The organism is Erwinia sp. INIA01 (genome assembly GCF_025947915.1).
In the GTDB taxonomy this organism is placed as follows: domain Bacteria; phylum Pseudomonadota; class Gammaproteobacteria; order Enterobacterales; family Enterobacteriaceae; genus Erwinia; species Erwinia coffeiphila.
In genome coordinates this window covers 187,485-210,841 of sequence record NZ_JAPDNC010000002.1, presented here as the reverse complement: position 1 = coordinate 210,841, position 23,357 = coordinate 187,485, and the positions used below count along the sequence as shown (strand labels likewise).

Here is a 23,357-nt window from a genome sequence, read left to right as displayed (position 1 = left end):
TACGGGGCGCGATCGATTGAAGCACCGCTGTCAGATCAGCACGGCAAAGAGCAGGCGAATGTCAAAATCAGCACAGTCCTTCGTTTCCTCATCCGACATCATGCCTGACGTTTCTGCGTATGCTCTGCCAGCTGCTGGTTGAAATGTACCGGCGTCCACTTCTCTCGCAGCGCCTGTAACAACAGGGCCTGCTGGGTCTGCGGCACCAGCCCGCCCAGCGGCGGATCGGTATCCAGATTGGTTGGAAATGAGTAGCCCTCCGCAGCGGATGCAATAACGGCACTGAGCTTATCTTCCGGCAGCTCCCGCTGAAGCAGGGCCGGATAAATACTTTGCAGCACCTTGATATGGTTAACCTTCTCCATCGTTTTGCCAAAGCTGGATGACACCTGCAGCAGGTTGGCGGTGCGCACGCGATCCTGCGTGACGTTATTACCCGCCGCATGGAACAGCGCCGGGTTGAAGAACAGCCCGTCGCCTTTGTGCAGCGGCAGCTGGATGGCATGCTGCTGGAAATAGGTAATAAACTCCGGGTCCCGCCAGGCCAGATAGCCCGCCTGATACTGCTGCGACCACGGCAGCAGCTGGGTCGGTCCGGACTCAATCGGCATATCGGTGTGCGCCACCGCGCCCTGCAACGTCAGATACTGCGACAGAATTTGCAGCGGCAGCGGGAACTGTTCGACCACCTCATTACTCTGGAAGCCCAGATGGTAGTCACGATGCGGCTGCTGCGCCTTGCCGCCGGGGCGCACCTGGTTCACCTGAGCGGTTATCTCGTAGCCCGGCCCCAGCCAGCTTTCACAAATTATCGACAGTAACGGATTGTCGTAATAATCAATAAAAGCGTCGGCATCGCGCTCCGCGACTTTTTGCAGCGCGTTCCAGATGCGGCCGTTGCTGCCCGCTTTGGCGAAGTGATCGCCGCCGCCGCCCGCTGCGGCTTCATCTTTCAGGATCGCTTCAAACAGCTGGCTACTGCGGTCCACCGCGGCCAGGTTGTCATACAGTCCTTTCACCACAAATACGCCGGGGCCGGAAGAGAGTGCGCGGTGCAGCTCGCTCAGTACCGCTTTCCGATCGTCACGCGCGGCGCTTAACAGCGAGTCGGCGCGGTAAATCAGCACGTTAAGCTCGCTGCTTGCCGCCAACGGATAATCATCCTGGCGCAGCGTCTGGCGGCAAACCGCCGCAAATTCATCAACCTTCAGCTGCTTTTCCTGCAGATAGATAGCGTTCATCTCGGCTCCTTACAGGCTCAGCGGCTGCTGGGGTTTTGGTGCGCCGTCATCGCCGCAGCCCACCACGTTCTGGTCGAAATCAATCACCGCGCCGGTCATCATCCCGGACTCTTCAGAGAGTAAAAACGCCACGCCGCGCGCCACTTCCCGCGGCTTCAGCAGGCGGCCAAATGGCTGTTCGCGCTCGGCTTTTTCCAGCCAGTCGTCGGAAGCCTGGTGATACTGCTTTTGAATATCATCTTCGTGCGGGGTGTCCATCCAGCCAATGTTCAGGCCGTTGACCCGGATGCGGTTGCGCATGGCGCTGAAGGCGACGTTTTTCGTCAGCGTGACCAGCGCGCCTTTGGAGGCGGCATAGGTGGTGAGGAAACTCTGACCGCCGTGGGAAGTCATGGTGATGATATTAACGATGCTGCCTTCCGTGCCGTTCGCCACCATCAGTTTGATTGCCGCCTGCATCAGGAAGAACGGCGCGCGGACGTTAACGGCGAAAATGGCGTCAAACAGCTCCGGAGTGGTGTTAAGGATGGTGCCACGATCGGACATCCCGGCGCAGTTCACCAGGCCATGCAGCACGCCAAAGCGGCTTTCCGCTGCCGCGATCACCTGCTCGCAGGAGTGCGGATCGGTCAGGTCGGCGGCGACAAAGCCGGCATCGCAGCCCAGCGCACGCAGTTTTGCCACCTGCTCTTCACCTGCCCGCGCGTTACGACCGCAGATAATCAGGCCGCGCGCGCCGCGTTCTGCCAGCAGCTCGGCCACCGCCGCGCCCAGGCCCTGGGTACCGCCGGTCACCACATACACTTTGTTCTTAAACTGATTGTTGAAATCTGAACTCATGATTAAGCGCCTTTCTTGTTTTTTGTCGGATACAGGGTGAGGAACATTTGCTCTTAACCACCTTATCACTTACATTTTTTTAACAACACGCACCGATAACCTCAAAAAGACCTCAAATAATGAAGTTCTCCATTAAACAGATTGCCGCGCAGTCGGGCGTCAGCAAGGCGACGGTGGATCGCGCGCTGCACAAACGCGGCAGCGTGCATCCGCAAACCGACCGGCGGATTGCCGCCGCAATCCGCGATCTTGAGCTACAGCAGCGGGTGAATCTGGCCAGCGGTAGAACGCTGAATATTGACGTGGTGCTGCATACCCCCGAGCGCTTCAGCTCGCTGGTCAGCGCCGCCCTACTCAGCCAGCTCGGCAGCCTGGCACCGTTCCGCCTGATGCTGCGTTTTCACGTCTTTGAACAGATCGATGCGAAGGCCCTCCAGCAGTTACTTTTGCGCTGCGGCAGCGACAGCTACGGCGTCATTCTCAAGGTCAGTGATGAGTCAGCGCTGAACGCCAGCGTGGAAGAACTGCTGCGCCAGCGGGTGCCGGTCGTCACGCTGGTGACCGATCTGCCCGACAGCGCGCGTATTCGCTACGTGGGCATGGATAACGGCAGCGCCGGGCGCACGGCGGCCTATCTATTGTCACGCTGGTTGGGGCCGCAGCCCCACTCGGTGGCGGTGGTGCTGAGCAGCGCCGGATTTCGCGGCGAAGAGGAGCGGGTTGCGGGCTTTGCCGAAGGGCTGCACCAGCTTGCACCGCAGCATAAAGTGGTGCGCATCAGTGAAGGCTACGGCGTCGACAGCCTGACGTTTGAGCGGGTGAGCCAGGTGCTGGATCGCGATCCGGCTATCAGCGCAGTTTACTGTGTTGGCGGTGGTAATCGGGCCATCTTCCGCGCGTTTACCAGCCAGCAGCGCCCGCTGCGGGCGTTTATTGCCCACGATCTGGACGAGGAAAACCGTGAAATGCTGGCCGCACGGCAGCTGGATGCGGTTATCGATCACGATCTGCGCGCCGATGCCCGCAGTGCGTTGCAGGCAATCCTGCGCTTTCACGGCTTTTTACCGCCGGAAGAGGAAATCGGGGAGTTTTCGCGGGTCAACGTGGTGACGCCTTTTAATCTGTAGGCGTCACCCGCTGGATTCAGTCTTTCAGTCGGGCCATAAATAGCGCATCGACCTGCACGCCGTTACGCAGGCCAAAGCGAACGCCGCGCCCTTCGGTCACGAAGCCAAATTTCTCATACAGAGCAATGGCCGCCTGATTATCGGCGTAAACGGTAAGTTCAATGCGATCCACCTGTAGCCAGTTATCGCAGAGATCGACTATCGCCGTCATCATCGCCTTCGCCACGCCCTTACCGCGATGGCGAATGTCCACGCCCAGGCCAAATGTCGCCGTATGGCGGCGGCGCGCCGGGGTATTCAGCGCCACGAAACACTGACCGACAATCTGGCTATCGATGCAGGCCACCAGCATATGCTGCCCGTCCGGCGTATTTTTTAGCTTCTCCTGCCAGCGCTGTAGTGAAGGATAAGGGAGCTGAAGCGTATCGCTGTAGGTTTCCGGCTGGCTGTACATCTGATGCAGCGCCGCAGCGTCATCAGGCTCGGCGTGTCGAACGATAATCTCACTCACCTTTACTCTCCTTAGTGTTAGAAAACCTCTTTAAAATCATGGTTTTTTATCATCAAATCAAGTAAAAAATAATCAGAAAAGAGCTTTACAAGTGCGAATGATAATGATTATTATTGCTATGCGTTTTCAGCAGAGCTCTGCTACTGGCTGAGAAGGCACGACATTGCTCACATTGCTTCCAGTGTTTCTTAGCCAGCTCGGGTGCTGGCTTTTTTTTTGCCTGCGTTTTGCCCGGCCCTCTAACTCTTCACCAGTTATCCATTCCATCGTTTCACACCGATTACCCCACTGCTGCGATATCCACTGCCGCCGTGACTACCGCGGTCATTTTTACCGTTGCGGGTGCCGCCCTCACTTTCGATACTGCTGTCACTTTTCTCCATGAAGCCTTTCCCTCCTGAAAGACCGGGTTGTCACGCAACCCCAAGCTGACTGATGCATCCGCCACTGTTTCATCGAATAATTTGAACAGAGGAGACAATTTTCTCCGCTATCAACGTGGGCTGTTCGGGCGCAGACTACGTTAAAACATTGAGGAGAATTGAATATGATCTACTTACGTAAAGCACAGGATCGGGGCCATGCAAACCACGGCTGGCTGGACAGCTATCACACGTTCTCTTTCGCTAACTATTATGATGCCAACTTTATGGGCTTCTCCGCGCTGCGGGTGATTAACGAAGACGTGATCGATGGCGGCCAGGGCTTTGGCACCCATCCGCATAAAGATATGGAGATCCTGACCTACGTGCTTTCCGGCACCGTGGAGCATCAGGACAGCATGGGCAACAAAGAACAGATCCCGGCGGGTGAGTTCCAGATTATGAGTGCGGGCACCGGCGTTCGTCATTCCGAGTACAACGCCAGCAAGGACGTGCCGCTGCATCTGTATCAGATCTGGATTATCCCAGAAAGAACCGGCATTGAGCCGCGCTACGCGCAGCGTCGCTTTGATGATGTCCAGGGCCGTCAACTGGTGCTGTCGCCGGATGCGCGCGACGGTTCACTGAAGGTTTACCAGGATATGACACTGTCCCGCTGGGCGTTTAAAGCAGGCGAACAGGGTACAGCAGAGGTCGCCGAAGGCCGCAAAATCTGGATTCAGGTAGTGAAAGGCGATGTCACCGTGAACGGTGAAGCCGCCACGACCAGCGATGCGTTTGCCATCTGGGATGAAGCGGCTCTGGAGATTACCGCCAGCAGCGACGCGGAGATCCTGCTGTTCGATCTGCCGCCGGTTTAAGGCCTGCGAAGATAGCTGCATCACACTTTGGGCGCGGGAAACCGCGCCCTTTCTCTTTTTCCCGCCCAGATTTGTTACACTCAGCCGGATACCGTCCAACCAGCTGAAGCCAAATGAAGAAAAAAAGACCGGTACTTCAGGATGTTGCCGATCGTATCGGCATCACCAAAATGACCGTCAGCCGCTATCTGCGTAACCCCGAGCAGGTTTCCGCCGCGCTACAGGGCAAAATTGCCGCCGCGCTGGACGAGCTGGGCTACATTCCCAACCGTGCCCCGGATATGCTCTCCAACGCCACCAGCCGGGCGATTGGCGTGCTGCTACCGTCGCTGACCAACCAGGTGTTTGCCGACGTGCTGCGCGGCATTGAAACCGTTACCGATGCGGCGGGCTACCAGACGCTGGTCGGCCACTTCGGCTACAGCCCGGAGAAAGAGGAGCTACAGCTGCGCTCCCTGCTGGGCTGGAATATCGACGGCCTGATCCTGACCGAACGCACCCACACCGCCGCCAGCCTGCGGATGATCGAAACCGCCGGCATTCCGGTAATTGAGATGATGGACAGCGTTTCCCCCTGCCTGGATATGGCGGTGGGATTCGATAACGTTGAGGCCGCGCGGCAAATGACCCAGGCCATTTTGCAGCGCGGCCATCGACACACGGTTTACCTCGGCGCGCGGCTGGACGAACGAACGCTGCAAAAAGAGCGCGGCTATGCGCAGGCGATGCGCGAGGCCGGACTGGAGCCAAAAACCGTGATGATGGAAGCGGCCTCGTCGTTTACCGCCGGTGCGATGCTACTGCGCGAGGCGCAGAAGCGCTATCCGCAGACCGACAGCCTGTTCTGCACCAACGATGACCTGGCGGTGGGCGCGATGTTTGAGTGCCAGCGGCAGGGGCTGCGGGTGCCGGAGCAGATGGCGATCGCCGGTTTTCACGGCCACGATATTTCAAAGGCCACCACCCCGCAGCTGGCTACCGTGCAGACCCCGCGTGAGCAGATGGGCCAGGAAGCGGCGTCAATGCTGCTGGCGCGTATTCGCGGTGAAGCGGTCAATTGTGGGCCGCTGGATATCGGCTTTACGCTCTCCATCGGCGAAAGTATTTAACCCCGACGGGCGCATTCGCGTCCGTTATCTCTTTGTGCCTCCCTCACGCTGTTTTTGCCGTTTTTTTGAAGTCCCTCACATTTACCAGCTTTTCCCGCCGCAGCTGTTGCCATAATTTGTACAGCACCAGACAATGTTACCGATAACAAATTGCCGTTCACACCTGCTATTGACTCTGACGGAGCAAAAATAATGACCTCATCTACCCCGTCCAATCACGTATTCGTACTGATGGGCGTATCCGGCAGCGGCAAATCTGCCGTGGCTAATGCCGTAGCACATGAACTGAAAGCCGCTTTCCTTGACGGTGACTTCCTGCACCCGCGCGCCAACATTGAAAAAATGGCCGGTGGTCATCCGCTGGACGACGCCGACCGCAAGCCGTGGCTGAAGGCGATTAACGACGCCGCGTTCGCCATGCAGCGCACCAATGACGTATCGCTGATCGTTTGCTCGGCGCTGAAAAAGCACTACCGCGACATCCTGCGCGAAGGCAATCAGAACCTCTCCTTCGTCTACCTGAAGGGCGATTTCGATACCATTGAATCCCGCCTGCGCGCGCGCAAAGGCCATTTCTTCAAGCCGCAGATGCTGGTTACCCAGTTCGCTACCCTGGAAGAACCGGGCAGCGAAGAAAAAGATGTGCTGGTTGTGGATATTAATCAGTCCCTTGATGACGTCATTGCCTCAACGCTGAAAGCCATTGACGGTGCCATCAACAAGACGAAGTAAGTAGGGTGTAATGAGTACTGCAACACTGGTTTTGACCGCAGCAGGTTCGGTATTACTGCTGCTGTTTTTAGTAATGAAGGCGCGTATGCACGCCTTTGTGGCGCTGATGTTAGTGTCAATTGGTGCCGGTCTGTTCTCCGGCATGCCGCTGGATAAAATCGCTCAGACGATGGAAAAAGGGATGGGCGGCACGCTCGGCTTTCTTGCCATCGTTGTGGCGCTGGGGGCGATGTTTGGCAAGATCCTGCATGAAACCGGCGCGGTCGATCAGATCGCCATCCGCATGCTGAAAGCCTTCGGTGAAAGCCGTGCGCATTACGCGATGGGCATTGCCGGACTGATCTGCGCGCTGCCGCTGTTCTTCGAAGTAGCGGTCGTACTGCTGATCAGCATCGCCTTCGCCGTGGCGCGCCGCACCGGGGATAACCTGGTGAAGCTGGTGATTCCACTGTTTGCCGGGGTTGCGGCAGCGGCGGCGTTCCTGCTGCCGGGGCCTGCGCCGATGCTGCTGGCTTCGCAGATGCATGCCGATTTCGGCTGGATGATCCTGCTGGGGCTGTGTGCGGCGATCCCGGGCATGCTGATTGCCGGTCCGCTGTTTGGCCGCTTTATCAGCCAGCACGTGCAGTTCACGCCACCGGCGGAAAGCGAACATCCCGAATTTGATGAGAGCAAGCTGCCGTCGTTTGGCTTCAGCCTGTCGCTGATCCTGTTCCCGCTGGTGCTGGTGGGGCTGAAAACCATCGGCGCGCGCTTTACCGAACCCGGCTCCCGCCTGTATGAATGGCTGGAGTTTATCGGTCACCCGTTTACCGCAATTCTGCTGGCCTGCCTGGTGGCGATTTACGGCCTGGCGTACCGCCAGGGCATGGACAAAGAGCGCGTGATGCAGATCTGCGGCGCGGCCCTACAGCCAGCGGGAATTATCCTGCTGGTGATCGGTGCCGGTGGCGTGTTTAAGCAGGTTCTGGTGGATTCCGGCGTCGGCCCGGCACTGGGCAACGCCCTGACCGGCGCGGGGCTGCCGGTTGCGCTGGCCTGCTTCGTGCTGTCCGGCGCAGTGCGCATTATTCAGGGTTCGGCGACCGTCGCCTGCCTGACCGCTGTGGGGCTGATTATGCCGGTGATTGAACCGCTGCATTATTCCGGTGCTCAGCTGGCCGCGCTGTCGATCTGTATTGCCGGTGGCTCGATTATCTTCAGCCACGTCAACGACGCCGGTTTCTGGCTGTTTGGCCGCTTTACCGGCGCAACGGAAGGACAAACCCTGAAGACCTGGACGATGATGGAAACCATCCTCGGCACGGTTGGGGCGGTGATTGGCATGATTGCGTTCGAACTGCTGTCGTAATAAATCAGAAGGGGCGGCGGAAACTGCCCTGCCCCTTCTTCGATTCTGTATATTACCGCTCTATGACGATGTTTCGGCTCCTGATACGCAAAACCCCCTATAATCATCGGTAAAACCCGCTTTAGTCGCCAATTTAACAACGATAATAGGGCTTCCGCCGTTATCATAGACTCGCGTTAATCCTCCTGTTTCACACCGCCTGGCGTGGATTATTAGTCCTTCTGCTAAAAAAATTCTCTCAATCGATTTAATTCACTTGCCACTTTTGCTGCACCTTGTAGATTTGGACAGAGTACATTCCGGTGATTTTAACTGAATTACGGGCGTTATCAGTGCGGGCCCGAGGTAAAGGTAGATATGAAAACTGTAGGACTTGTCGGTTGGCGTGGCATGGTTGGTTCCGTGCTGATGCAGCGTATGATCGAAGAGCGTGACTTTGACGTTGTACGCCCGGTGTTTTTCTCCACTTCCCAGCACGGCCAGGCCGCGCCGGAGTTTGGCGGCCGCTCTGCCGGTACGCTGCAGGATGCGTTTGATATCGATGCGCTGAGCGCGCTGGATATCATCATCACCTGCCAGGGTGGAGATTACACCAGCGAAGTCTATCCAAAACTGCGTGCCGCTGGCTGGCAGGGTTACTGGATTGACGCTGCTTCCACGCTGCGCATGAAGGACGATGCGATTATCATCCTCGACCCGGTCAACCACCAGGTTATCCACGACGGCCTGAACAACGGCATTAAAACCTTCGTTGGCGGTAACTGCACCGTCAGCCTGATGCTGATGTCGCTGGGCGGTCTGTTTGCTAACGACCTGGTGGAGTGGGCTTCCGTTGCCACCTATCAGGCGGCATCCGGCGGCGGCGCGCGCCATATGCGTGAACTGCTGGCTCAGATGGGCATGCTGCATGACCACGTAGCAAAAGAGCTGCACAACCCGGCATCGGCCATTCTCGATATCGAGCGCCGCGTGACCGAGCTGACCCGCAGCGGCACCCTGCCAACCGATAACTTCGGCGTACCGCTGGCCGGTAGCCTGATCCCGTGGATCGATAAGCAGCTGGAAAACGGCCAGAGCCGCGAAGAGTGGAAAGGTCAGGCGGAAACCAACAAAATCCTGCGTACCGACAGCGTGATTCCGGTTGACGGTCTGTGCGTGCGCGTCGGTGCACTGCGCTGCCACAGCCAGGCGTTTACGCTGAAGCTGAAAAAAGACGTGCCGCTGGATGAGGTCACTCAGCTGCTGGCTTCCCACAACGAGTGGGTGAAAGTGGTACCAAACGATCGTGAGCTGACCATGCGTGAGCTGACGCCTGCGGCGGTCACCGGCACGCTGAATACTCCGGTGGGTCGTCTGCGCAAGCTGAATATGGGGCCGGAATATCTTTCTGCCTTCACCGTTGGCGATCAGCTGCTGTGGGGTGCGGCTGAACCGCTGCGCCGTATGCTGCGCCTGCTGGTAGGCTAAACGGCTCGCTTTCCCCTGTCGCCTGCGGCAGGGGAAAGTATCTGTTTGTTATATTCTGATTCAGTAATTATCACTAACGGCATCACCCGCTATTACCCGTTTTTCTGAATACCCGATCCACCGTTTTGAGTTTTTCCGCCTGATTCGGGGCTTTCCCCAACTGGCGCTTAAGAAGCTTCTGACGTTCCTGCCTTATGCCCTAACAGCAGTACAGTTTGATGTGAAAGAAATATTTTTACGCTTTCGTACCTGGCTATTGTTGTCACCTGGCTATGCTTAAATCAGTCATTGTTCCATCAGCAAATAAAAGTTTCGCTTAAGGGTTTATTATCGCGTGCTGCGGTGGTTTTTCCAGCGGATGGTCACCTCCCCGACAGCATGCCATTAAGCTCAATGAAGAGCAGAGTATGTCCCGGGCGTTGTTAAAACATCCGGCCATCGCCTGCCGTCTATCATGGGAAGAAAGTCATGTCAGAGCTTGCCGATCGTCGTGAGATTAATGCTTTACTTTCTGGTCACCTCGCGGACCCTTTTTCGCTATTGGGCATGCATCAAACCGCTAAAGGCCTGGTGGTTCGTGCCCTGCTACCGGACGCCAGCGAAGTCTGGGTGATTGAAACCAGCACCGGGCGTAAATGCGCGCAGCTGGAGTGCCTGGACGGGCGCGGTTTTTTTCAGGCGGTCGTTCCCCGGCGTAAAAATCTGTTTCGCTATCAGCTGGCGGTCACCTGGCACGGCCAGCAAAACCTGATTGATGATGCCTACCGTTTTGGCCCGCTGCTGCCTGAAATGGACAGCTGGCTTCTGGCGGAGGGCACGCACCTGCGGCCCTATGAAAAAATGGGCGCGCATGCCGACGTCATTGATAACGTTATCGGCACACGCTTTTCAGTATGGGCACCGAATGCCCAGCGCGTTTCCGTCGTGGGCGAGTTTAACTATTGGGACGGCCGCCGCCATCCAATGCGCTTCCGTCGCGAACTGGGCGTATGGGAGCTGTTTATTCCGGCCGCCCGGCCCGGCCAGCTGTACAAATTCGAAATCGTTGATGCCCACGGCCAGCTGCGGCTGAAAGCCGACCCGTATTCCTTTGAAGCCCAGATGCGCCCTCAAACGGCCTCGATGATCTGCGGCCTGCCGGAAAAAACCGAAATCGCCCCCGAGCGCCAGCGAGCCAACGGCTTTGACGCCCCCATCTCAATTTATGAAGTGCATCTGGGTTCATGGCGACGCCATACCGATAACAATTTCTGGCTGAGCTATAAAGAGCTGGAGGAGCAGCTGGTTCCCTACGCCAAAGAGATGGGCTTTACCCATCTGGAGCTGATGCCGATTAATGAGCATCCGTTTGATGGCAGCTGGGGCTATCAGCCGCTGGGCCTCTATGCGCCCACCCGGCGTTTTGGTACGCGAGACGAATTCCGTTCGTTTATCGCGGCAGCGCACAACGCCGGGCTTAACGTGCTGCTCGACTGGGTGCCCGGCCACTTCCCCTCTGATGAATTTGGCCTGTCGAATTTTGACGGCACCAATCTGTACGAACACAGCGACCCGCGTGAAGGTTATCACCAGGACTGGAATACCCTGATTTACAACTTTGGCCGCCGGGAAGTGAGCAACTACCTGGCGGGCAATGCGCTGTACTGGATCGAACGCTTTGGCATTGACGGCCTGCGCGTGGATGCCGTGGCCTCGATGATTTATCGCGACTACAGCCGCGCCGAAGGTGAATGGGTGCCGAACTACTACGGCGGGCGGGAAAATCTGGAGGCTATCTCCTTCCTGCGCTACACCAACCGCACGCTGGGCCATGCCGCGCCGGGTTCGATCACCATCGCTGAAGAGTCCACGGATTTTAACGGCGTCTCGCGCCCGCCGGAAATGGGCGGCCTGGGCTTCTGGTTCAAGTGGAACCTTGGCTGGATGCACGACACGCTCGACTACATGAAACTGGACCCGGTGCATCGCCGCTATCATCACGATCTGATGACCTTCGGCATGCTTTACAACTACACCGAGAATTTCGTGCTGCCGCTGTCGCACGATGAAGTGGTTCACGGTAAACGTTCGATTCTCGACCGTATGCCGGGCGATGCCTGGCAGAAATTCGCCAACCTGCGCGCCTACTACGGCTGGATGTTCGGTTTCCCCGGCAAGAAACTGCTGTTTATGGGTAACGAGTTTGCACAGGGGCGCGAGTGGAATCATGACAGCAGCCTGGACTGGCACCTGTTGGAAGGGGCAGACAGCTGGCATAACGGCGTGCAGCGGCTGGTCCGCGATCTCAACCATACCTATCGCGCTCATCCGGCGCTCTACCAGCTCGACTTCGAACCCGCCGGTTTTGAGTGGCTGGTGGTGGATGACTTTGAAAACTCGGTGTTTGTCTACGTGCGCCGCGACCGCGACGGCAACGAGCTGATCGTCGCCAGTAATTTCACCCCGGTGCCGCGCTATGACTACCGTTTTGGCGTGTCGCAGGGCGGGCGCTGGCGTGAAGTGCTGAACACCGATTCCGGCCACTATCACGGTAGTAATCTCGGTAACTGCGGCACTATCGATAGCGACGACTGGGGAAGCCACGGCCGCAGCCACTCGCTGAGCCTGACGCTGCCGCCCCTTTCCACTCTGTGGCTGGTTCGGGAGGCGTAATGGCACCGATACGTTCGGGTAAACCGCAGCCCCTCGGGGCCAGCTACGACGGCAAAGGCGTTAACTTTACGCTGTTCTCTCAGCATGCGGAGCGCGTAGAGCTGTGCCTGTTTGATGAGAAAGGCCGTGAGAAACGTATCGATCTGCCCGCACGCAGCGGCGATATCTGGCACGGTTATCTGCCTGCCATCCATCCGGGCCAACGCTACGGTTATCGGGTACACGGTCCGTGGGCACCGGCGCAGGGTAAACGTTTTAACCCGGCGAAGCTGCTGGTCGACCCCTGCGCGCATCAGGTAGAGGGTGAAGTCTGTGACGACCCGCGCTTCCAGTGCGGCGAAGAAATCCCGGACGCGGCAGATAACGCCAGCATCGCGCCTAAATGTGTGGTGCTGGCCGATGACTTCGACTGGGAAGACGACGCCGCGCCGCGTGTCCCCTGGGGTAGCACGGTAATTTATGAGGCCCACGTTCGCGGCCTGACCTGCCAGCACCCCGATCTGCCGCCGGAAATTCGCGGCACCTACGCCGCGCTGGGGCATCCGGTGATGATTCACTATTTTCAGCAGTTGGGGATCACCAGCCTTGAGCTGCTGCCGGTGGCCTGCTTTGCCAGCGAACCGCGCCTGCTGCGCATGGGGCTGACCAACTACTGGGGCTATAACCCGCTGGCCTGCTACGCACTGGATACCCGCTATGCCGCCAGCCAGAACGCGCGGGAAGAGTTCCAGCTTGCCGTCAAAGCGCTGCATCAGGCAGGAATAGAGGTAATTCTGGACGTGGTGTTTAACCACACCGCGGAGCTGGAAGAAACCGGTCCGATGCTGTCGATGCGCGGCATTGATAACCAGAGTTATTACTGGCTGACAGAACGGGGCGAGTACCAGAACTGGACCGGCTGCGGTAATACGCAAAACCTCAGCCACCCGCAGGTGATGGCCTGGGCACTCGACTGCCTGCGCTACTGGGTAGAGGTCTGCCACGTTGACGGTTTCCGCTTCGATCTGGCCACGGTACTGGGCCGCACGCCGGACTATCAGCGCGATGCGCCACTGTTCCAGGCGATTGCCGCCGATCCGCTGCTGTCAAAATGCAAACTGATCGCCGAACCCTGGGATATCGGGCCGGGTGGCTATCAGGTGGGGGATTTCCCCTGGCCGTTTGCCGAATGGAATGACCACTTTCGCGATGCCGCCCGCCGCTACTGGCTGCACGGAGATCTCTCCAACGGCGAGTTTGCCCGGCGGTTTGCCGCTTCCAGCGATGTTTTTCAACGTGACGGGCGGCCACCTTCCAGCAGTATTAACCTGATCACCGCGCACGACGGTTTTACCCTGCGCGACGTGGTCAGCTTTAACCAAAAACACAATGAGGCCAACGGTGAAGATAACCGTGACGGCAGCAGCAGCAATTTCAGCCATAACCACGGCGTGGAAGGGCTGCACGCACCGCTGTTGGTTACGGAACATCGCCGCCGCAGTGCGCATGCGCTGCTAACCACGCTGTTGCTGGCACAGGGAACGCCGATGCTGCTGGCAGGCGATGAGCACGGCCACAGCCAGCACGGAAATAATAATGCCTATTGCCAGGATAACCCGTTGACCTGGCTCGACTGGCTGCACTGTGATAGTGGGTTATTTTCCTTCACTGCCGCGTTAATCCATCTGCGCCGCCGCATCCCGGCGCTGCAAAGCGATCGCTGGTGGCAGGAAGGTGATGGAAACGTTGAATGGCTGAACCAGCAGGGTAAGCCGCTCAGCGCCAGTGAGTGGCAGCAGGGAGCACATCGTTTGCAAATCCGGCTTTCGCAACACTGGCTCATCGTGCTCAACGCCACCGAAGAAGTGTGTGACCTGATTTTACCTCAGGGAAATTGGCACGCCATCCCTCCCTTTGCCGGGGACGATAATCCGATCCGGTCAACTGTCTGGCATGGTGCAGCGCACGGCGTGTGCGTGTTCCAGGAAAAAACATAACAGGAGTCAGGCATGGCCAAATTTAATAAGAACGATTCCCTGATGCTGGCAAGACAGCTGCCAACGCAAACTGTGGCCCTGATCCTCGCCGGTGGGCGCGGTACGCGGCTGCGCGATCTCACCGCCAAGCGCGCCAAACCGGCGGTTCACTTCGGCGGTAAGTTTCGTATTATCGACTTCGCACTCTCTAACTGCCTGAATTCAGGCATCCGCCGCATCGCGGTGATCACCCAGTATCAGTCGCACACGCTGGTTCAGCATATTCAGCGAGGCTGGTCGTTCCTGAATGAAGAGATGAATGAGTTCGTCGATCTTCTGCCTGCCCAGCAGCGGCTGTCGACCGAGCACTGGTATCGCGGGACTGCCGATGCGGTCACGCAGAACCTCGATATCATCCGGCGCTACCGCGCGCAGTACATCGTTATTCTGGCAGGCGATCACATCTATAAGATGGACTACTCCCGCATGCTGCTCGACCACGTCGAAAACGACGCGCGCTGTACCATTGCCTGCCTGCCGGTACCGCTGGAAGAAGCCAGTTCGTTTGGCGTAATGAAGGTGGATGAAAACAATCGCGTGGTCGAGTTCCTGGAGAAACCGGCCGATCCGCCATCGATGCCCGGGGATAGCAGCAAGGCGCTGGCCAGTATGGGTATCTACGTCTTTGATGCGCACTATCTTTATAGCCTGCTGGAAGCCGACCAGGAGCTGCCGGAATCCGACCACGATTTCGGCAAGGATCTGTTACCGAAAATCGTGGCCAGCGGAGAAGCGCTGGCTCACTCCTTCAGTCTGTCCTGCGTACAAAGTGGGGAAGCCGTTGAGCCCTACTGGCGTGACGTCGGCACGCTGGAAGCCTACTGGAAGGCAAACCTCGATCTGGCTTCGGTCACCCCGGAGCTGGATATGTACGACAGTACCTGGCCAATTCGCACCCATATGGAGCCGCTGCCGCCGGCGAAATTCGTTCAGGACCGTTCTGGCAGCCATGGTATGACAATGAATTCACTGGTGTCGGGAGGCTGCATTATCTCCGGCTCGGTGGTAGTGAACTCGGTGCTGTTCTCCCGCGTTCGAATCAACTCCTTCTGCAATATTGAGTCGTCGGTATTACTGCCGGATGTGGAGGTGGGACGCTCCTGCCGCCTGCGCCGCTGCGTGATTGACCGCGCCTGCGTGCTGCCAGAAGGGACGGTGATTGGCGAAAACCCGGATGATGATGCCCGGCGTTTCCACCGATCGGAAGAGGGAATTGTTCTGGTCACAAGGACCATGCTGGCGAAGCTCGGCTGGATCAGCTAGGCGTAACGACGTGATGACCTGACAGCATCACGTTCTGGCACTGTTAAGGAGCCGATAATGCAGGTGTTACATGTCTGTTCAGAGATTTTCCCGCTGCTGAAAACCGGCGGGCTTGCTGATGTTGTTGGGGCATTACCGGCGGCGCAAATTGCGGAAGGAATGGATACACGCGTATTACTTCCGGCATTCCCCGATTTGAAAAAGGGAATTACCGATGCGGTTGTGGTGGCGAAACTGCAAACTTTTGCCGGCTATGTCGAATTACTGTTTGGGCACTATGACGGCGTGGGAATTTATCTGATCGATGCGCCGGGTCTTTACGATCGCCCAGGCAGTCCGTATCACGATGAATCGCAGTTCGCCTATACCGATAACTATCTGCGCTTCGCGCTGCTGGGCTGGATGGGCTGCGAAATGGCCTGCGGGCTTGATACCTTCTGGCGTCCGGATGTGGTTCATGCGCACGACTGGCATGCCGGGCTGGCCTGTGCCTATCTGGCCGCGCGCGGTCGTCCGGCGAAGTCGGTGTTTACCGTGCATAACCTGGCATATCAGGGACTGTTTAACGCGCACCACCTGGAGCAGATCCAGCTGCCGCGCTCGTTTTTCAATATGTACGGGCTGGAGTTTTACGGCCAGATCTCCTACCTGAAAGCGGGCCTGTATTACGCCGACCATATAACGGCAGTCAGTCCCACCTACGCCCAGGAGATCACCCAGCCGGAGTTTGGCTACGGTATGGAAGACCTGCTCAAACAGCGTCAGCTGGAAGGCAGGCTGAGCGGTATTCTGAACGGCGTCGACCCGGCCATCTGGGACCCGCAGCATGATCCGCTGCTGACGGCCCGCTATAACCGTGATGTTCTGGACACCAAAGTTGAGAACAAGCGCCAGCTGCAAATTGCGATGGGGCTAAAAATTGATGAAAAAGCGCCGATCTTTGCCGTGGTCAGCCGCCTGACCAAACAGAAAGGTTTGGATCTGGTGCTGGAAGCCCTGCCAGGCCTGCTGGAACAGGGGGGGCAACTGGTGCTGTTGGGTGCCGGAGATGCGGTTCTTCAACAGGGATTCCTGGCCGCCGCCGCCGAGTATCCGGGCCAGGTCGGCGTGCAGATTGGCTACCACGAGGCGTTTTCCCACCGCATTATGGGCGGTGCAGATGTGATTCTCGTACCCAGCCGCTTTGAGCCCTGCGGCCTGACCCAGCTCTACGGCCTGAAATACGGCACCCTGCCGCTGGTGCGACGCACCGGTGGGCTGGCCGATACGGTAAATGATTGTTCGCTGGAAAACCTCGCAGACGGTATCGCCAGCGGTTTTGTGTTCGAAGATAGCAACGCGTGGTCACTGCTGCGTGCTATCCGACGTGCTTTCGTCCTCTGGTCCCGTCCTTCACTCTGGCGCTATGTTCAGCGGCAGGCTATGGGGATGGATTTTAGCTGGCAGGTAGCGGCTGTTGCCTACCGCGATCTCTATCAACGTTTGTTGTAACCTGACGATGGGAAACTGATATGAACGCACCTTTCTCCTATGCCTCACCGACGCTCAGCGTGGATGCCCTTAAGCATTCGATAGCCTACAAGCTGATGTTTACCATTGGTAAAGATCCGTCCATTGCGAATAAACACGAGTGGCTGAACGCCACGTTACTGGCGGTACGCGATCGTATGGTAGAGCGCTGGCTGCGTTCAAATCGTGCCCAGCTGTCGCAGGATGTCCGGCAGGTTTACTACCTGTCGATGGAGTTTCTGGTTGGCCGCACCCTCTCCAATGCCCTGCTGGCAATGGGAATTTATGAGGATGCGCAGACGGCGCTGGAAGAGATGGGCTTCGACCTTGAGGAACTGATCGAAGAAGAGAACGACCCGGGGCTGGGCAACGGCGGCCTGGGGCGCCTGGCGGCCTGCTTCCTGGATTCCCTCGCCACGCTCGGCCTGCCGGGGCGCGGTTACGGCATCCGTTACGACTACGGTATGTTTAAGCAGAATATCGTCGACGGCCAGCAGGCGGAATCACCGGACTACTGGCTGGAATACGGCAACCCGTGGGAGTTTCAGCGCTTCAACACCCGCTATAAGGTGCGTTTCGGCGGCCGTATCCAGCAGGAAGGCAGCCGTGCACGCTGGGTAGAAACGGAAGAAGTGCTGGCAATGGCCTACGATCAGATCATTCCAGGGTTTGATACCGATGCCACCAACACCCTGCGACTGTGGGGCGCTCAGGCCAGTAACGAAATCAACCTCGGTAAATTTAACCAGGGCGATTACTTCGCGGCGGTGGAAGATAAAAACCATTCGGAAAACGTGTCCCGCGTGCTGTATCCCGACGACTCGACCTATTCAGGCCGTGAGCTGCGCCTGCGTCAGGAGTACTTCCTGGTCTCATCCACGGTGCAGGATATCCTTCATCGCCACTGGGCGATGCACCAGACCTTTGACAACCTGGCGGATAAAATCGCCATCCACCTGAATGATACCCATCCGGTACTGGCCATTCCCGAGCTGATGCGGGTACTGATCGATGAAAGCAAATTTAGCTGGGATGATGCGTTTACCGTAGCCTGCCAGGTGTTCTCTTACACCAACCACACGCTAATGCAGGAAGCACTGGAAACATGGCCGGTGGATATGATCGGCAAAATTCTGCCGCGCCATCTGCAAATTATTTTTGAGATCAACGACTACTTCCTGAAAACCATCCAGGAGCAGTATCCGGAAGACTGGGAACTGCTGTCGCGTATCTCGATCATTGATGAAAATAACGGCCGTAAAGTCCGTATGGCCTGGCTGGCGGTAGTAGTCAGCCACAAGGTTAACGGCGTGTCGGAGCTACACTCGAATCTGATGGTGCAGTCGCTGTTTGCTGATTTTGCTAGACTCTTCCCCGGCCGCTTCTGTAATAAAACCAACGGCGTTACGCCACGCCGCTGGCTGGCGCTGGCTAACCCGTCGTTATCCGGCGTGCTGGACGAGGCGATTGGCCGCACCTGGCGCACGCAGCTCAGCCAGTTGGATGAGCTAAAGCAGCATATTGATTATCCTAATTTTATTAGCAAAATCAGCGATGCAAAACTGGCAAACAAAAAGCGCCTGGCAATCTATATCGCGCAGAAACTTGATATCGTGGTCGACCCGCATGCGATGTTCGACGTACAGATTAAGCGCATCCATGAATACAAGCGCCAGCTACTGAACGTGCTGCACGTGATCACCCGCTACAACCGTATCAAAGCCGATCCGGATGCAGAATGGGTGCCGCGCGTGTGTATCTTCGCCGGTAAAGCCGCTTCGGCCTACTATATGGCTAAGCACATTATCCATTTAATCAACGATGTCGCGAAGGTGATCAACAGCGATCCGCAGGTGAAGAACCGGCTGAAAGTGGTGTTTATTCCCAACTATGGTGTCAGCCTTGCACAGATTATTATTCCGGCGGCCGACCTCTCCGAGCAGATCTCGCTGGCCGGGACGGAAGCCTCGGGCACCAGTAATATGAAGTTCGCGCTGAACGGTGCGCTGACCATCGGCACACTGGATGGGGCAAACGTTGAGATGCTGGAGCACGTGGGTGAAGAAAATATCTTTATTTTCGGCAACACCACGCCGCAGGTCGAGGAACTGCGCAGCAATGGCTACAGCTCGCATAAGTATTACGAGCAGGATGCGGAACTGCATCAGGTGCTGACGCAGATCGCCACCGGGGTGTTCAGCCCGCAGGAGCCGGGCCGCTACCGTAATATTTTTGATTCGCTGGTGAACCTGGGCGATCACTATCAGCTGCTGGCGGACTATCGCAGCTATGTCGATACTCAGGACAAGGTAGACAAGCTTTATCGTAATAAAGGTGAGTGGACGCGACGGGCACTGATTAATATCGCCAATATGGGCTATTTCTCCTCGGACCGCACCATTCAGGAATATGCGGATGAAATCTGGGGTATCCAGCCCATCCGCCTGTAGGCTATCCAGGAAGTAAAAAGGGCGACCGCTGTCTGGCGGTCGCCCTTTTATTTACGGCGATCAGGATGCCAGCGACAGTACCGGTTTCGCGTGCTGAACCAGCCACTCGGCAACACGCGCCTGCTGCTGCTCATTCAGCCACATACCCTCTTTGGTACGGCGCCAGATGGCATCCTCTTTCGTGCGAACCCACTCTTTCTGCACCAGATAACGCAGCTCCGCCTCGTAGAAGTGGTGACCAAACAGTTCACCTAAATCATCCAGGCTTTTCGCCTCTTTCAGGAACAGTTCGCTGCTGCTGCCGTAGGTGCGGGCATAGTGGCGAGCCATATCTTCGGTGATAAACGGATAGCGGCGGCGCAGGCTGGCCGCGTAATCTTCGCGGCTTCCGGCAAAATCACCGCCCGGCAGCACGCAGGTTTTCGTCCATGCCGCGCCGATACCCGGATAATATTTGCTGAGTTTTTCCATCGCATGCTCGGCCAGCTTACGATAGGTGGTCAGCTTGCCGCCGAACACCGACAGCAGCGGTGCCTGACCCTGCTCGTCGTGCACGTCCAGCGTGTAGTCGCGGGTAATCGCCTGCGGAGAGTCGGACTCGTCATCGCACAGCGGACGCACACCGGAATAGGTCCAGACAATGTCGTCCTTCGCCAGCGTTTTCTTGAAGTGGGTGTTATAGACATTCAGCAGATAGTCGATCTCTTTATCGTCAATCTTGACGTCTTTCGGATCGCCTTTGTACTCCACGTCGGTGGTGCCGATAATCGAGAACTCATCCATCCACGGAATAACAAACACAATACGGTGATCTTCGTTCTGCAGAATGTAGGCTTGTTTCTGGGTATGCACACGCGGCACGACGATATGGCTGCCTTTAATCAGGCGAATACCGTATGGGGATTTCAGCTTCAGTCCGTCATCAAACAGCTGCTTAACCCACGGACCTGCAGCATTGACCAGGCCTTTCGCCTGCCAGGTATACACTTTACCGCTGTCGATATCTTCGGCTTCAACGGTCCACAGGCCGTTTTCACGCCAGGCTTTGGTCACGCGGGTACGGGTGCGCACTTCGCCACCGCGCTTTTCAATTTCCTGCGCGTTAAGTACCACCAGGCGCGCATCGTCCACCCAGCAGTCGGAATATTCGAAACCGCGCACGATTTCAGGTTTAAGTACTGAGTCTGTGCCAAAACGCAAACCTTTACTTCCCGGCAGGCTGGTGCGTTTGCCGAGATGATCGTACATAAACAGACCGATACGGATCATCCAGGCCGGGCGAAGATGCGGGCGGTGCGGCAGGCGGAAACGCATAGGGAAAGCAATGTGCGGTGCCATTTTTAACAGCACTTCACGCTCGGCCAGCGCCTCGCTAACCAGGCGGAATTCGTAGTGTTCCAGATAGCGTAAGCCACCGTGGATTAATTTAGAACTAGCGGAAGAGGTGGCGCAGGCGAGGTCTTGAGCCTCCAGCATCAGCACCGACAATCCACGTCCGGCTGCATCGGCCGCAATACCAGCGCCGTTAATACCGCCGCCGATTACGATCAGGTCTTTGATTTCCACGTCATCTCCTCCGATGTTCGGAATCGTTCAATAATGTTCGTTTTCGAGCATTATATTAATCGTAAACCAACATTGATGCCAGCGTTAACCGGATAAAAACATTTATGCGTGATGCAGGTAACATATTTTCTTTAATCATTACGCAAATTACTCCGCCCAGCTCTGGTTAAACCCTACCCGCTTCAGGCTACAATAGGATTTAACTGACGACTTTTGACTGTTAACGAGACCCCACCATGGAACAATTTGAGTGTATCAACGTCCAGGAAGCCCGACAGAAACTGGCAGACGGGCAAACCCTACTGGTTGATATCCGCGATCCGCAAAGCTTCTCTGCGGCTCATGCCACCGGTGCATTTCATCTGACCAATGACTCGCTGCCGGCCCTGATGGCCAGCGCTGACCTGAGCGGCTCGGTGCTGGTCATGTGCTACCACGGTAACAGCAGTAAAGGTGCAGCCCAGTATCTGCTGAACCAGGGGTTTGCGGCGGCCTACAGCATCGACGGCGGCTTTGATGCCTGGTACGCTGCATTCCCGCAGCAGGTAGAATCCGGCGCTCGCTGACCGGCGTACGGCAGTGGAAGCCTTTGATCCTGCAAGCTTCGATGTGACGGGGTATACTGCCGCTCTCGTTTTAATCTACAGGGAATCAGCCTTCTATTATGCGCATCACCCAATTTACCCATCTGCGCATGGCGCAGGCGTTTGTTGACTATATGGCGACGCGCGGCATTACGCTGCGCATTGAGCAGGAAGGCAACTACACGCTATGGCTGGATGATGAATCTCAGTTAAGCGTGGTCGAAAACGAACTTAACCAGTTTATACGCGAACCGGATCACCCGCGTTATCAGGCAGCCAGCTGGAAAACTGAAAATACCGACAGCGGCATCAAGTACGTCAGTCCTGCTGGCCCATCGCTAAAGGTAAGAATGAAGGAGATGGCCGGGCCACTGACGATAGGGGTCAGTATTGCATCCATACTGGTCTACCTGCTGATTGCGCTGGGCGGTTATGCACAGGCGATTGCCTGGCTCGGCTGGCCGAAAGACAGCATGCAGCATTTCCAGGTGTGGCGCTGGTTCAGCCACGTGCTGATGAACTTCTCGCTGCTGGCACTGCTGATTAACCTGCTGTGGTGGTTTTATATTGGCGGGCGCATCGAAAAACAGCTCGGCAGCGGTAAGCTGTTTACCATCGCGCTGATCTCCGCGCTACTGTGCGGTTTTGCACAGTCCCGGTTTAACGGTTTCTGGTTCGGCGGGCTGTCTGGCGTTGACCATGCGCTGGTTGCGTATGCCTGGCTGCACGCGATGCGTGACGAGCGCAGTCCGCTGAATATTGGCGGCGGGCTGATGGGGATTTTTGTAGTGTGGGTGGTACTGGAAGCCACGGGCGTCTTCGGTGCGAACACCGGTCTGCCAAGCCACGTTGCCGGACTGCTGGTTGGACTGGCCATGGCGTTTGTCGACACCCGCCAGAAAAAACGATAACAGGGGAACTCTTTTGAAGCAGACACAGCGTCATGACGCGATTATCGATCTGGTACGTCGCCAGGGATATGTCAGTACTGAAGAGCTGGTGGAGCATTTTGCGGTCAGTCCGCAAACTATCCGCCGCGATTTAAACGATCTGGCAGAGCAGAATAAAATTCATCGCCATCACGGTGGCGCAGCGCTGCCGTCCAGCTCGGAGAATACCGCCTGGCAGGACCGTAAAATGATGTGGTCTGCGGAAAAAGCGCGTATCGCCCAGCGGGTTGCCAGCCAAATCCCCGACGGGGCTTCACTGTTTATTGATATCGGCACCACGCCGGAAGCGGTGGCCCACGCATTGATGAACCACAATAACCTGCGCATTGTGACCAACAATCTGAACGTGGCGGTGCTGCTCATGGCCAAGCCGGATTTCCGCCTGATCCTTGCCGGGGGAGAAGTACGCACCCGCGATGGCGGGATTATGGGCGAGGCCACGCTCGACTATATTTCTCAGTTCCGCCTGGATTACGGCATTCTGGGCATCAGCGGTATCGATCTGGATGGTTCACTGCTGGACTTCGACTACCACGAAGTGCGCACCAAGCGGGCAATTATTGAGAACTCTCGCTGTGTGATGCTGGTGGCAGACCATTCTAAGTTTGGCCGCAATGCAATGGTCAATCTGGGCAGCATGAGTCTGATTGACTATCTGTTTACCGATGAAGCGCCGCCGCCGGAAATTATGAAAACCATTGAGCAGCATGAGGTACATCTGGAGCTGTGCTAACGGTTTTTACTGAG

18 protein-coding genes are annotated in these 23,357 nt (G+C 57.0%); 14 read left to right on the top strand and 4 right to left on the bottom strand.

The features are described 5' to 3' along the window. Nucleotides 1-98: 98 nt before the first annotated feature. A complete protein-coding gene (locus OMR58_RS02840) occupies nt 99-1,241 on the bottom strand; it encodes a phytanoyl-CoA dioxygenase family protein (protein ID WP_264545237.1) in 1,143 nt (380 codons plus the stop codon). Nucleotides 1,242-1,250: 9 nt separating this feature from the next. Further along, on the bottom strand, nt 1,251-2,081 hold the full coding sequence (locus OMR58_RS02835) for an SDR family oxidoreductase (protein WP_105592173.1): 831 nt from the start codon (nt 2,079-2,081) through the stop codon (nt 1,251-1,253). A 119-nt stretch (nt 2,082-2,200) separates the two neighbouring features. Here OMR58_RS02835 and OMR58_RS02830 point away from each other — a divergent pair, with 119 nt between their 5' ends. Next, nucleotides 2,201-3,208 (top strand): LacI family DNA-binding transcriptional regulator, encoded by a 1,008-nt coding sequence (locus OMR58_RS02830; protein ID WP_200543208.1) that lies wholly within the window; start codon nt 2,201-2,203, stop codon nt 3,206-3,208. 16 nt (nt 3,209-3,224) lie between these two features. Here OMR58_RS02830 and OMR58_RS02825 read toward each other — a convergent pair whose 3' ends face one another. After that, nucleotides 3,225-3,719: a GNAT family N-acetyltransferase gene (locus OMR58_RS02825; RefSeq protein ID WP_264545236.1), complete on the bottom strand. Its 495-nt coding sequence runs from the start codon at nt 3,717-3,719 to the stop codon at nt 3,225-3,227. Between the two features lie 547 nt (nt 3,720-4,266). On the opposite strand from OMR58_RS02825, the gene OMR58_RS02820 reads away from it, so the two are divergent. The 10 genes from OMR58_RS02820 to glgP all read left to right on the top strand — a co-directional run bounded on the left by OMR58_RS02820 (nt 4,267) and on the right by glgP (nt 19,510). Next, nucleotides 4,267-4,962: a pirin family protein gene (locus tag OMR58_RS02820; protein ID WP_200560533.1), complete on the top strand. Its 696-nt coding sequence runs from the start codon at nt 4,267-4,269 to the stop codon at nt 4,960-4,962. Between the two features lie 113 nt (nt 4,963-5,075). Continuing rightward, on the top strand, nt 5,076-6,071 hold the full coding sequence (gntR, locus tag OMR58_RS02815; protein WP_264545235.1) for a gluconate operon transcriptional repressor GntR: 996 nt from the start codon (nt 5,076-5,078) through the stop codon (nt 6,069-6,071). A gap of 192 nt (nt 6,072-6,263) precedes the next feature. Continuing rightward, nucleotides 6,264-6,803, top strand: a complete 540-nt coding sequence (gene gntK / locus OMR58_RS02810) for a gluconokinase (protein ID WP_105592178.1) — start codon at nt 6,264-6,266, stop codon at nt 6,801-6,803. A 10-nt stretch (nt 6,804-6,813) separates the two neighbouring features. Next, nucleotides 6,814-8,154 (top strand): gluconate transporter, encoded by a 1,341-nt coding sequence (gene gntU / locus OMR58_RS02805; RefSeq protein WP_105592179.1) that lies wholly within the window; start codon nt 6,814-6,816, stop codon nt 8,152-8,154. Between the two features lie 357 nt (nt 8,155-8,511). Then, a complete protein-coding gene (gene asd, locus OMR58_RS02800; RefSeq protein WP_105592180.1) occupies nt 8,512-9,621 on the top strand; it encodes an aspartate-semialdehyde dehydrogenase in 1,110 nt (369 codons plus the stop codon). Nucleotides 9,622-10,089: 468 nt separating this feature from the next. After that, nucleotides 10,090-12,273, top strand: a complete 2,184-nt coding sequence (gene glgB / locus OMR58_RS02795; RefSeq protein WP_264545234.1) for a 1,4-alpha-glucan branching enzyme — start codon at nt 10,090-10,092, stop codon at nt 12,271-12,273. After that, nucleotides 12,273-14,249, top strand: coding sequence for a glycogen debranching protein GlgX (glgX, locus tag OMR58_RS02790; protein WP_200560531.1), 1,977 nt, complete (start codon nt 12,273-12,275; stop codon nt 14,247-14,249). The genes glgB and glgX overlap by 1 nt, the downstream gene beginning before the upstream one ends. Before the next feature lie 12 nt (nt 14,250-14,261). Beyond that, nucleotides 14,262-15,551: a glucose-1-phosphate adenylyltransferase gene (gene glgC, locus OMR58_RS02785; RefSeq protein WP_200543191.1), complete on the top strand. Its 1,290-nt coding sequence runs from the start codon at nt 14,262-14,264 to the stop codon at nt 15,549-15,551. 57 nt (nt 15,552-15,608) lie between these two features. Further along, entirely contained in the window at nt 15,609-17,042 is a 1,434-nt protein-coding gene (gene glgA, locus OMR58_RS02780) for a glycogen synthase GlgA (RefSeq protein ID WP_105592184.1), read from the top strand. Nucleotides 17,043-17,062: 20 nt separating this feature from the next. Then, complete coding sequence (gene glgP / locus OMR58_RS02775) at nt 17,063-19,510, top strand: glycogen phosphorylase (protein WP_264545233.1); 2,448 nt, start codon at nt 17,063-17,065, stop codon at nt 19,508-19,510. 60 nt (nt 19,511-19,570) lie between these two features. On the opposite strand, the gene glpD is transcribed toward glgP, so the two are convergent. After that, nucleotides 19,571-21,076 (bottom strand): glycerol-3-phosphate dehydrogenase, encoded by a 1,506-nt coding sequence (gene glpD / locus OMR58_RS02770; protein ID WP_264545232.1) that lies wholly within the window; start codon nt 21,074-21,076, stop codon nt 19,571-19,573. Nucleotides 21,077-21,312: 236 nt separating this feature from the next. Here glpD and glpE point away from each other — a divergent pair, with 236 nt between their 5' ends. From glpE to OMR58_RS02755, 3 genes are all read left to right on the top strand, one after another. Further along, on the top strand, nt 21,313-21,642 hold the full coding sequence (glpE, locus tag OMR58_RS02765; protein ID WP_105592187.1) for a thiosulfate sulfurtransferase GlpE: 330 nt from the start codon (nt 21,313-21,315) through the stop codon (nt 21,640-21,642). 98 nt (nt 21,643-21,740) lie between these two features. Then, nucleotides 21,741-22,571, top strand: a complete 831-nt coding sequence (gene glpG / locus OMR58_RS02760) for a rhomboid family intramembrane serine protease GlpG (RefSeq protein WP_200560528.1) — start codon at nt 21,741-21,743, stop codon at nt 22,569-22,571. Between the two features lie 13 nt (nt 22,572-22,584). After that, the gene (locus OMR58_RS02755) at nt 22,585-23,343 is read left to right on the top strand and encodes a DeoR/GlpR family transcriptional regulator (protein WP_200543175.1); all 759 of its coding nucleotides are present in this window, start codon (nt 22,585-22,587) and stop codon (nt 23,341-23,343) included. Nucleotides 23,344-23,357 lie beyond the last annotated feature (14 nt).

Coding starts and splice junctions, on each gene's coding strand:
- glpE (WP_105592187.1), top strand. CDS start 21,313: ATGGAACAATTTGAGTGTATCAACGTCCAGGAAGCCCGACAGAAACTG.
- OMR58_RS02840 (WP_264545237.1), bottom strand. CDS start 1,241: ATGAACGCTATCTATCTGCAGGAAAAGCAGCTGAAGGTTGATGAATTT.
- asd (WP_105592180.1), top strand. CDS start 8,512: ATGAAAACTGTAGGACTTGTCGGTTGGCGTGGCATGGTTGGTTCCGTG.
- glgP (WP_264545233.1), top strand. CDS start 17,063: ATGAACGCACCTTTCTCCTATGCCTCACCGACGCTCAGCGTGGATGCC.
- glgX (WP_200560531.1), top strand. CDS start 12,273: ATGGCACCGATACGTTCGGGTAAACCGCAGCCCCTCGGGGCCAGCTAC.
- OMR58_RS02830 (WP_200543208.1), top strand. CDS start 2,201: ATGAAGTTCTCCATTAAACAGATTGCCGCGCAGTCGGGCGTCAGCAAG.
- gntU (WP_105592179.1), top strand. CDS start 6,814: ATGAGTACTGCAACACTGGTTTTGACCGCAGCAGGTTCGGTATTACTG.
- glgB (WP_264545234.1), top strand. CDS start 10,090: ATGTCAGAGCTTGCCGATCGTCGTGAGATTAATGCTTTACTTTCTGGT.
- gntK (WP_105592178.1), top strand. CDS start 6,264: ATGACCTCATCTACCCCGTCCAATCACGTATTCGTACTGATGGGCGTA.
- glgA (WP_105592184.1), top strand. CDS start 15,609: ATGCAGGTGTTACATGTCTGTTCAGAGATTTTCCCGCTGCTGAAAACC.
- OMR58_RS02835 (WP_105592173.1), bottom strand. CDS start 2,081: ATGAGTTCAGATTTCAACAATCAGTTTAAGAACAAAGTGTATGTGGTG.
- OMR58_RS02820 (WP_200560533.1), top strand. CDS start 4,267: ATGATCTACTTACGTAAAGCACAGGATCGGGGCCATGCAAACCACGGC.
- glpG (WP_200560528.1), top strand. CDS start 21,741: ATGCGCATCACCCAATTTACCCATCTGCGCATGGCGCAGGCGTTTGTT.
- gntR (WP_264545235.1), top strand. CDS start 5,076: ATGAAGAAAAAAAGACCGGTACTTCAGGATGTTGCCGATCGTATCGGC.
- glgC (WP_200543191.1), top strand. CDS start 14,262: ATGGCCAAATTTAATAAGAACGATTCCCTGATGCTGGCAAGACAGCTG.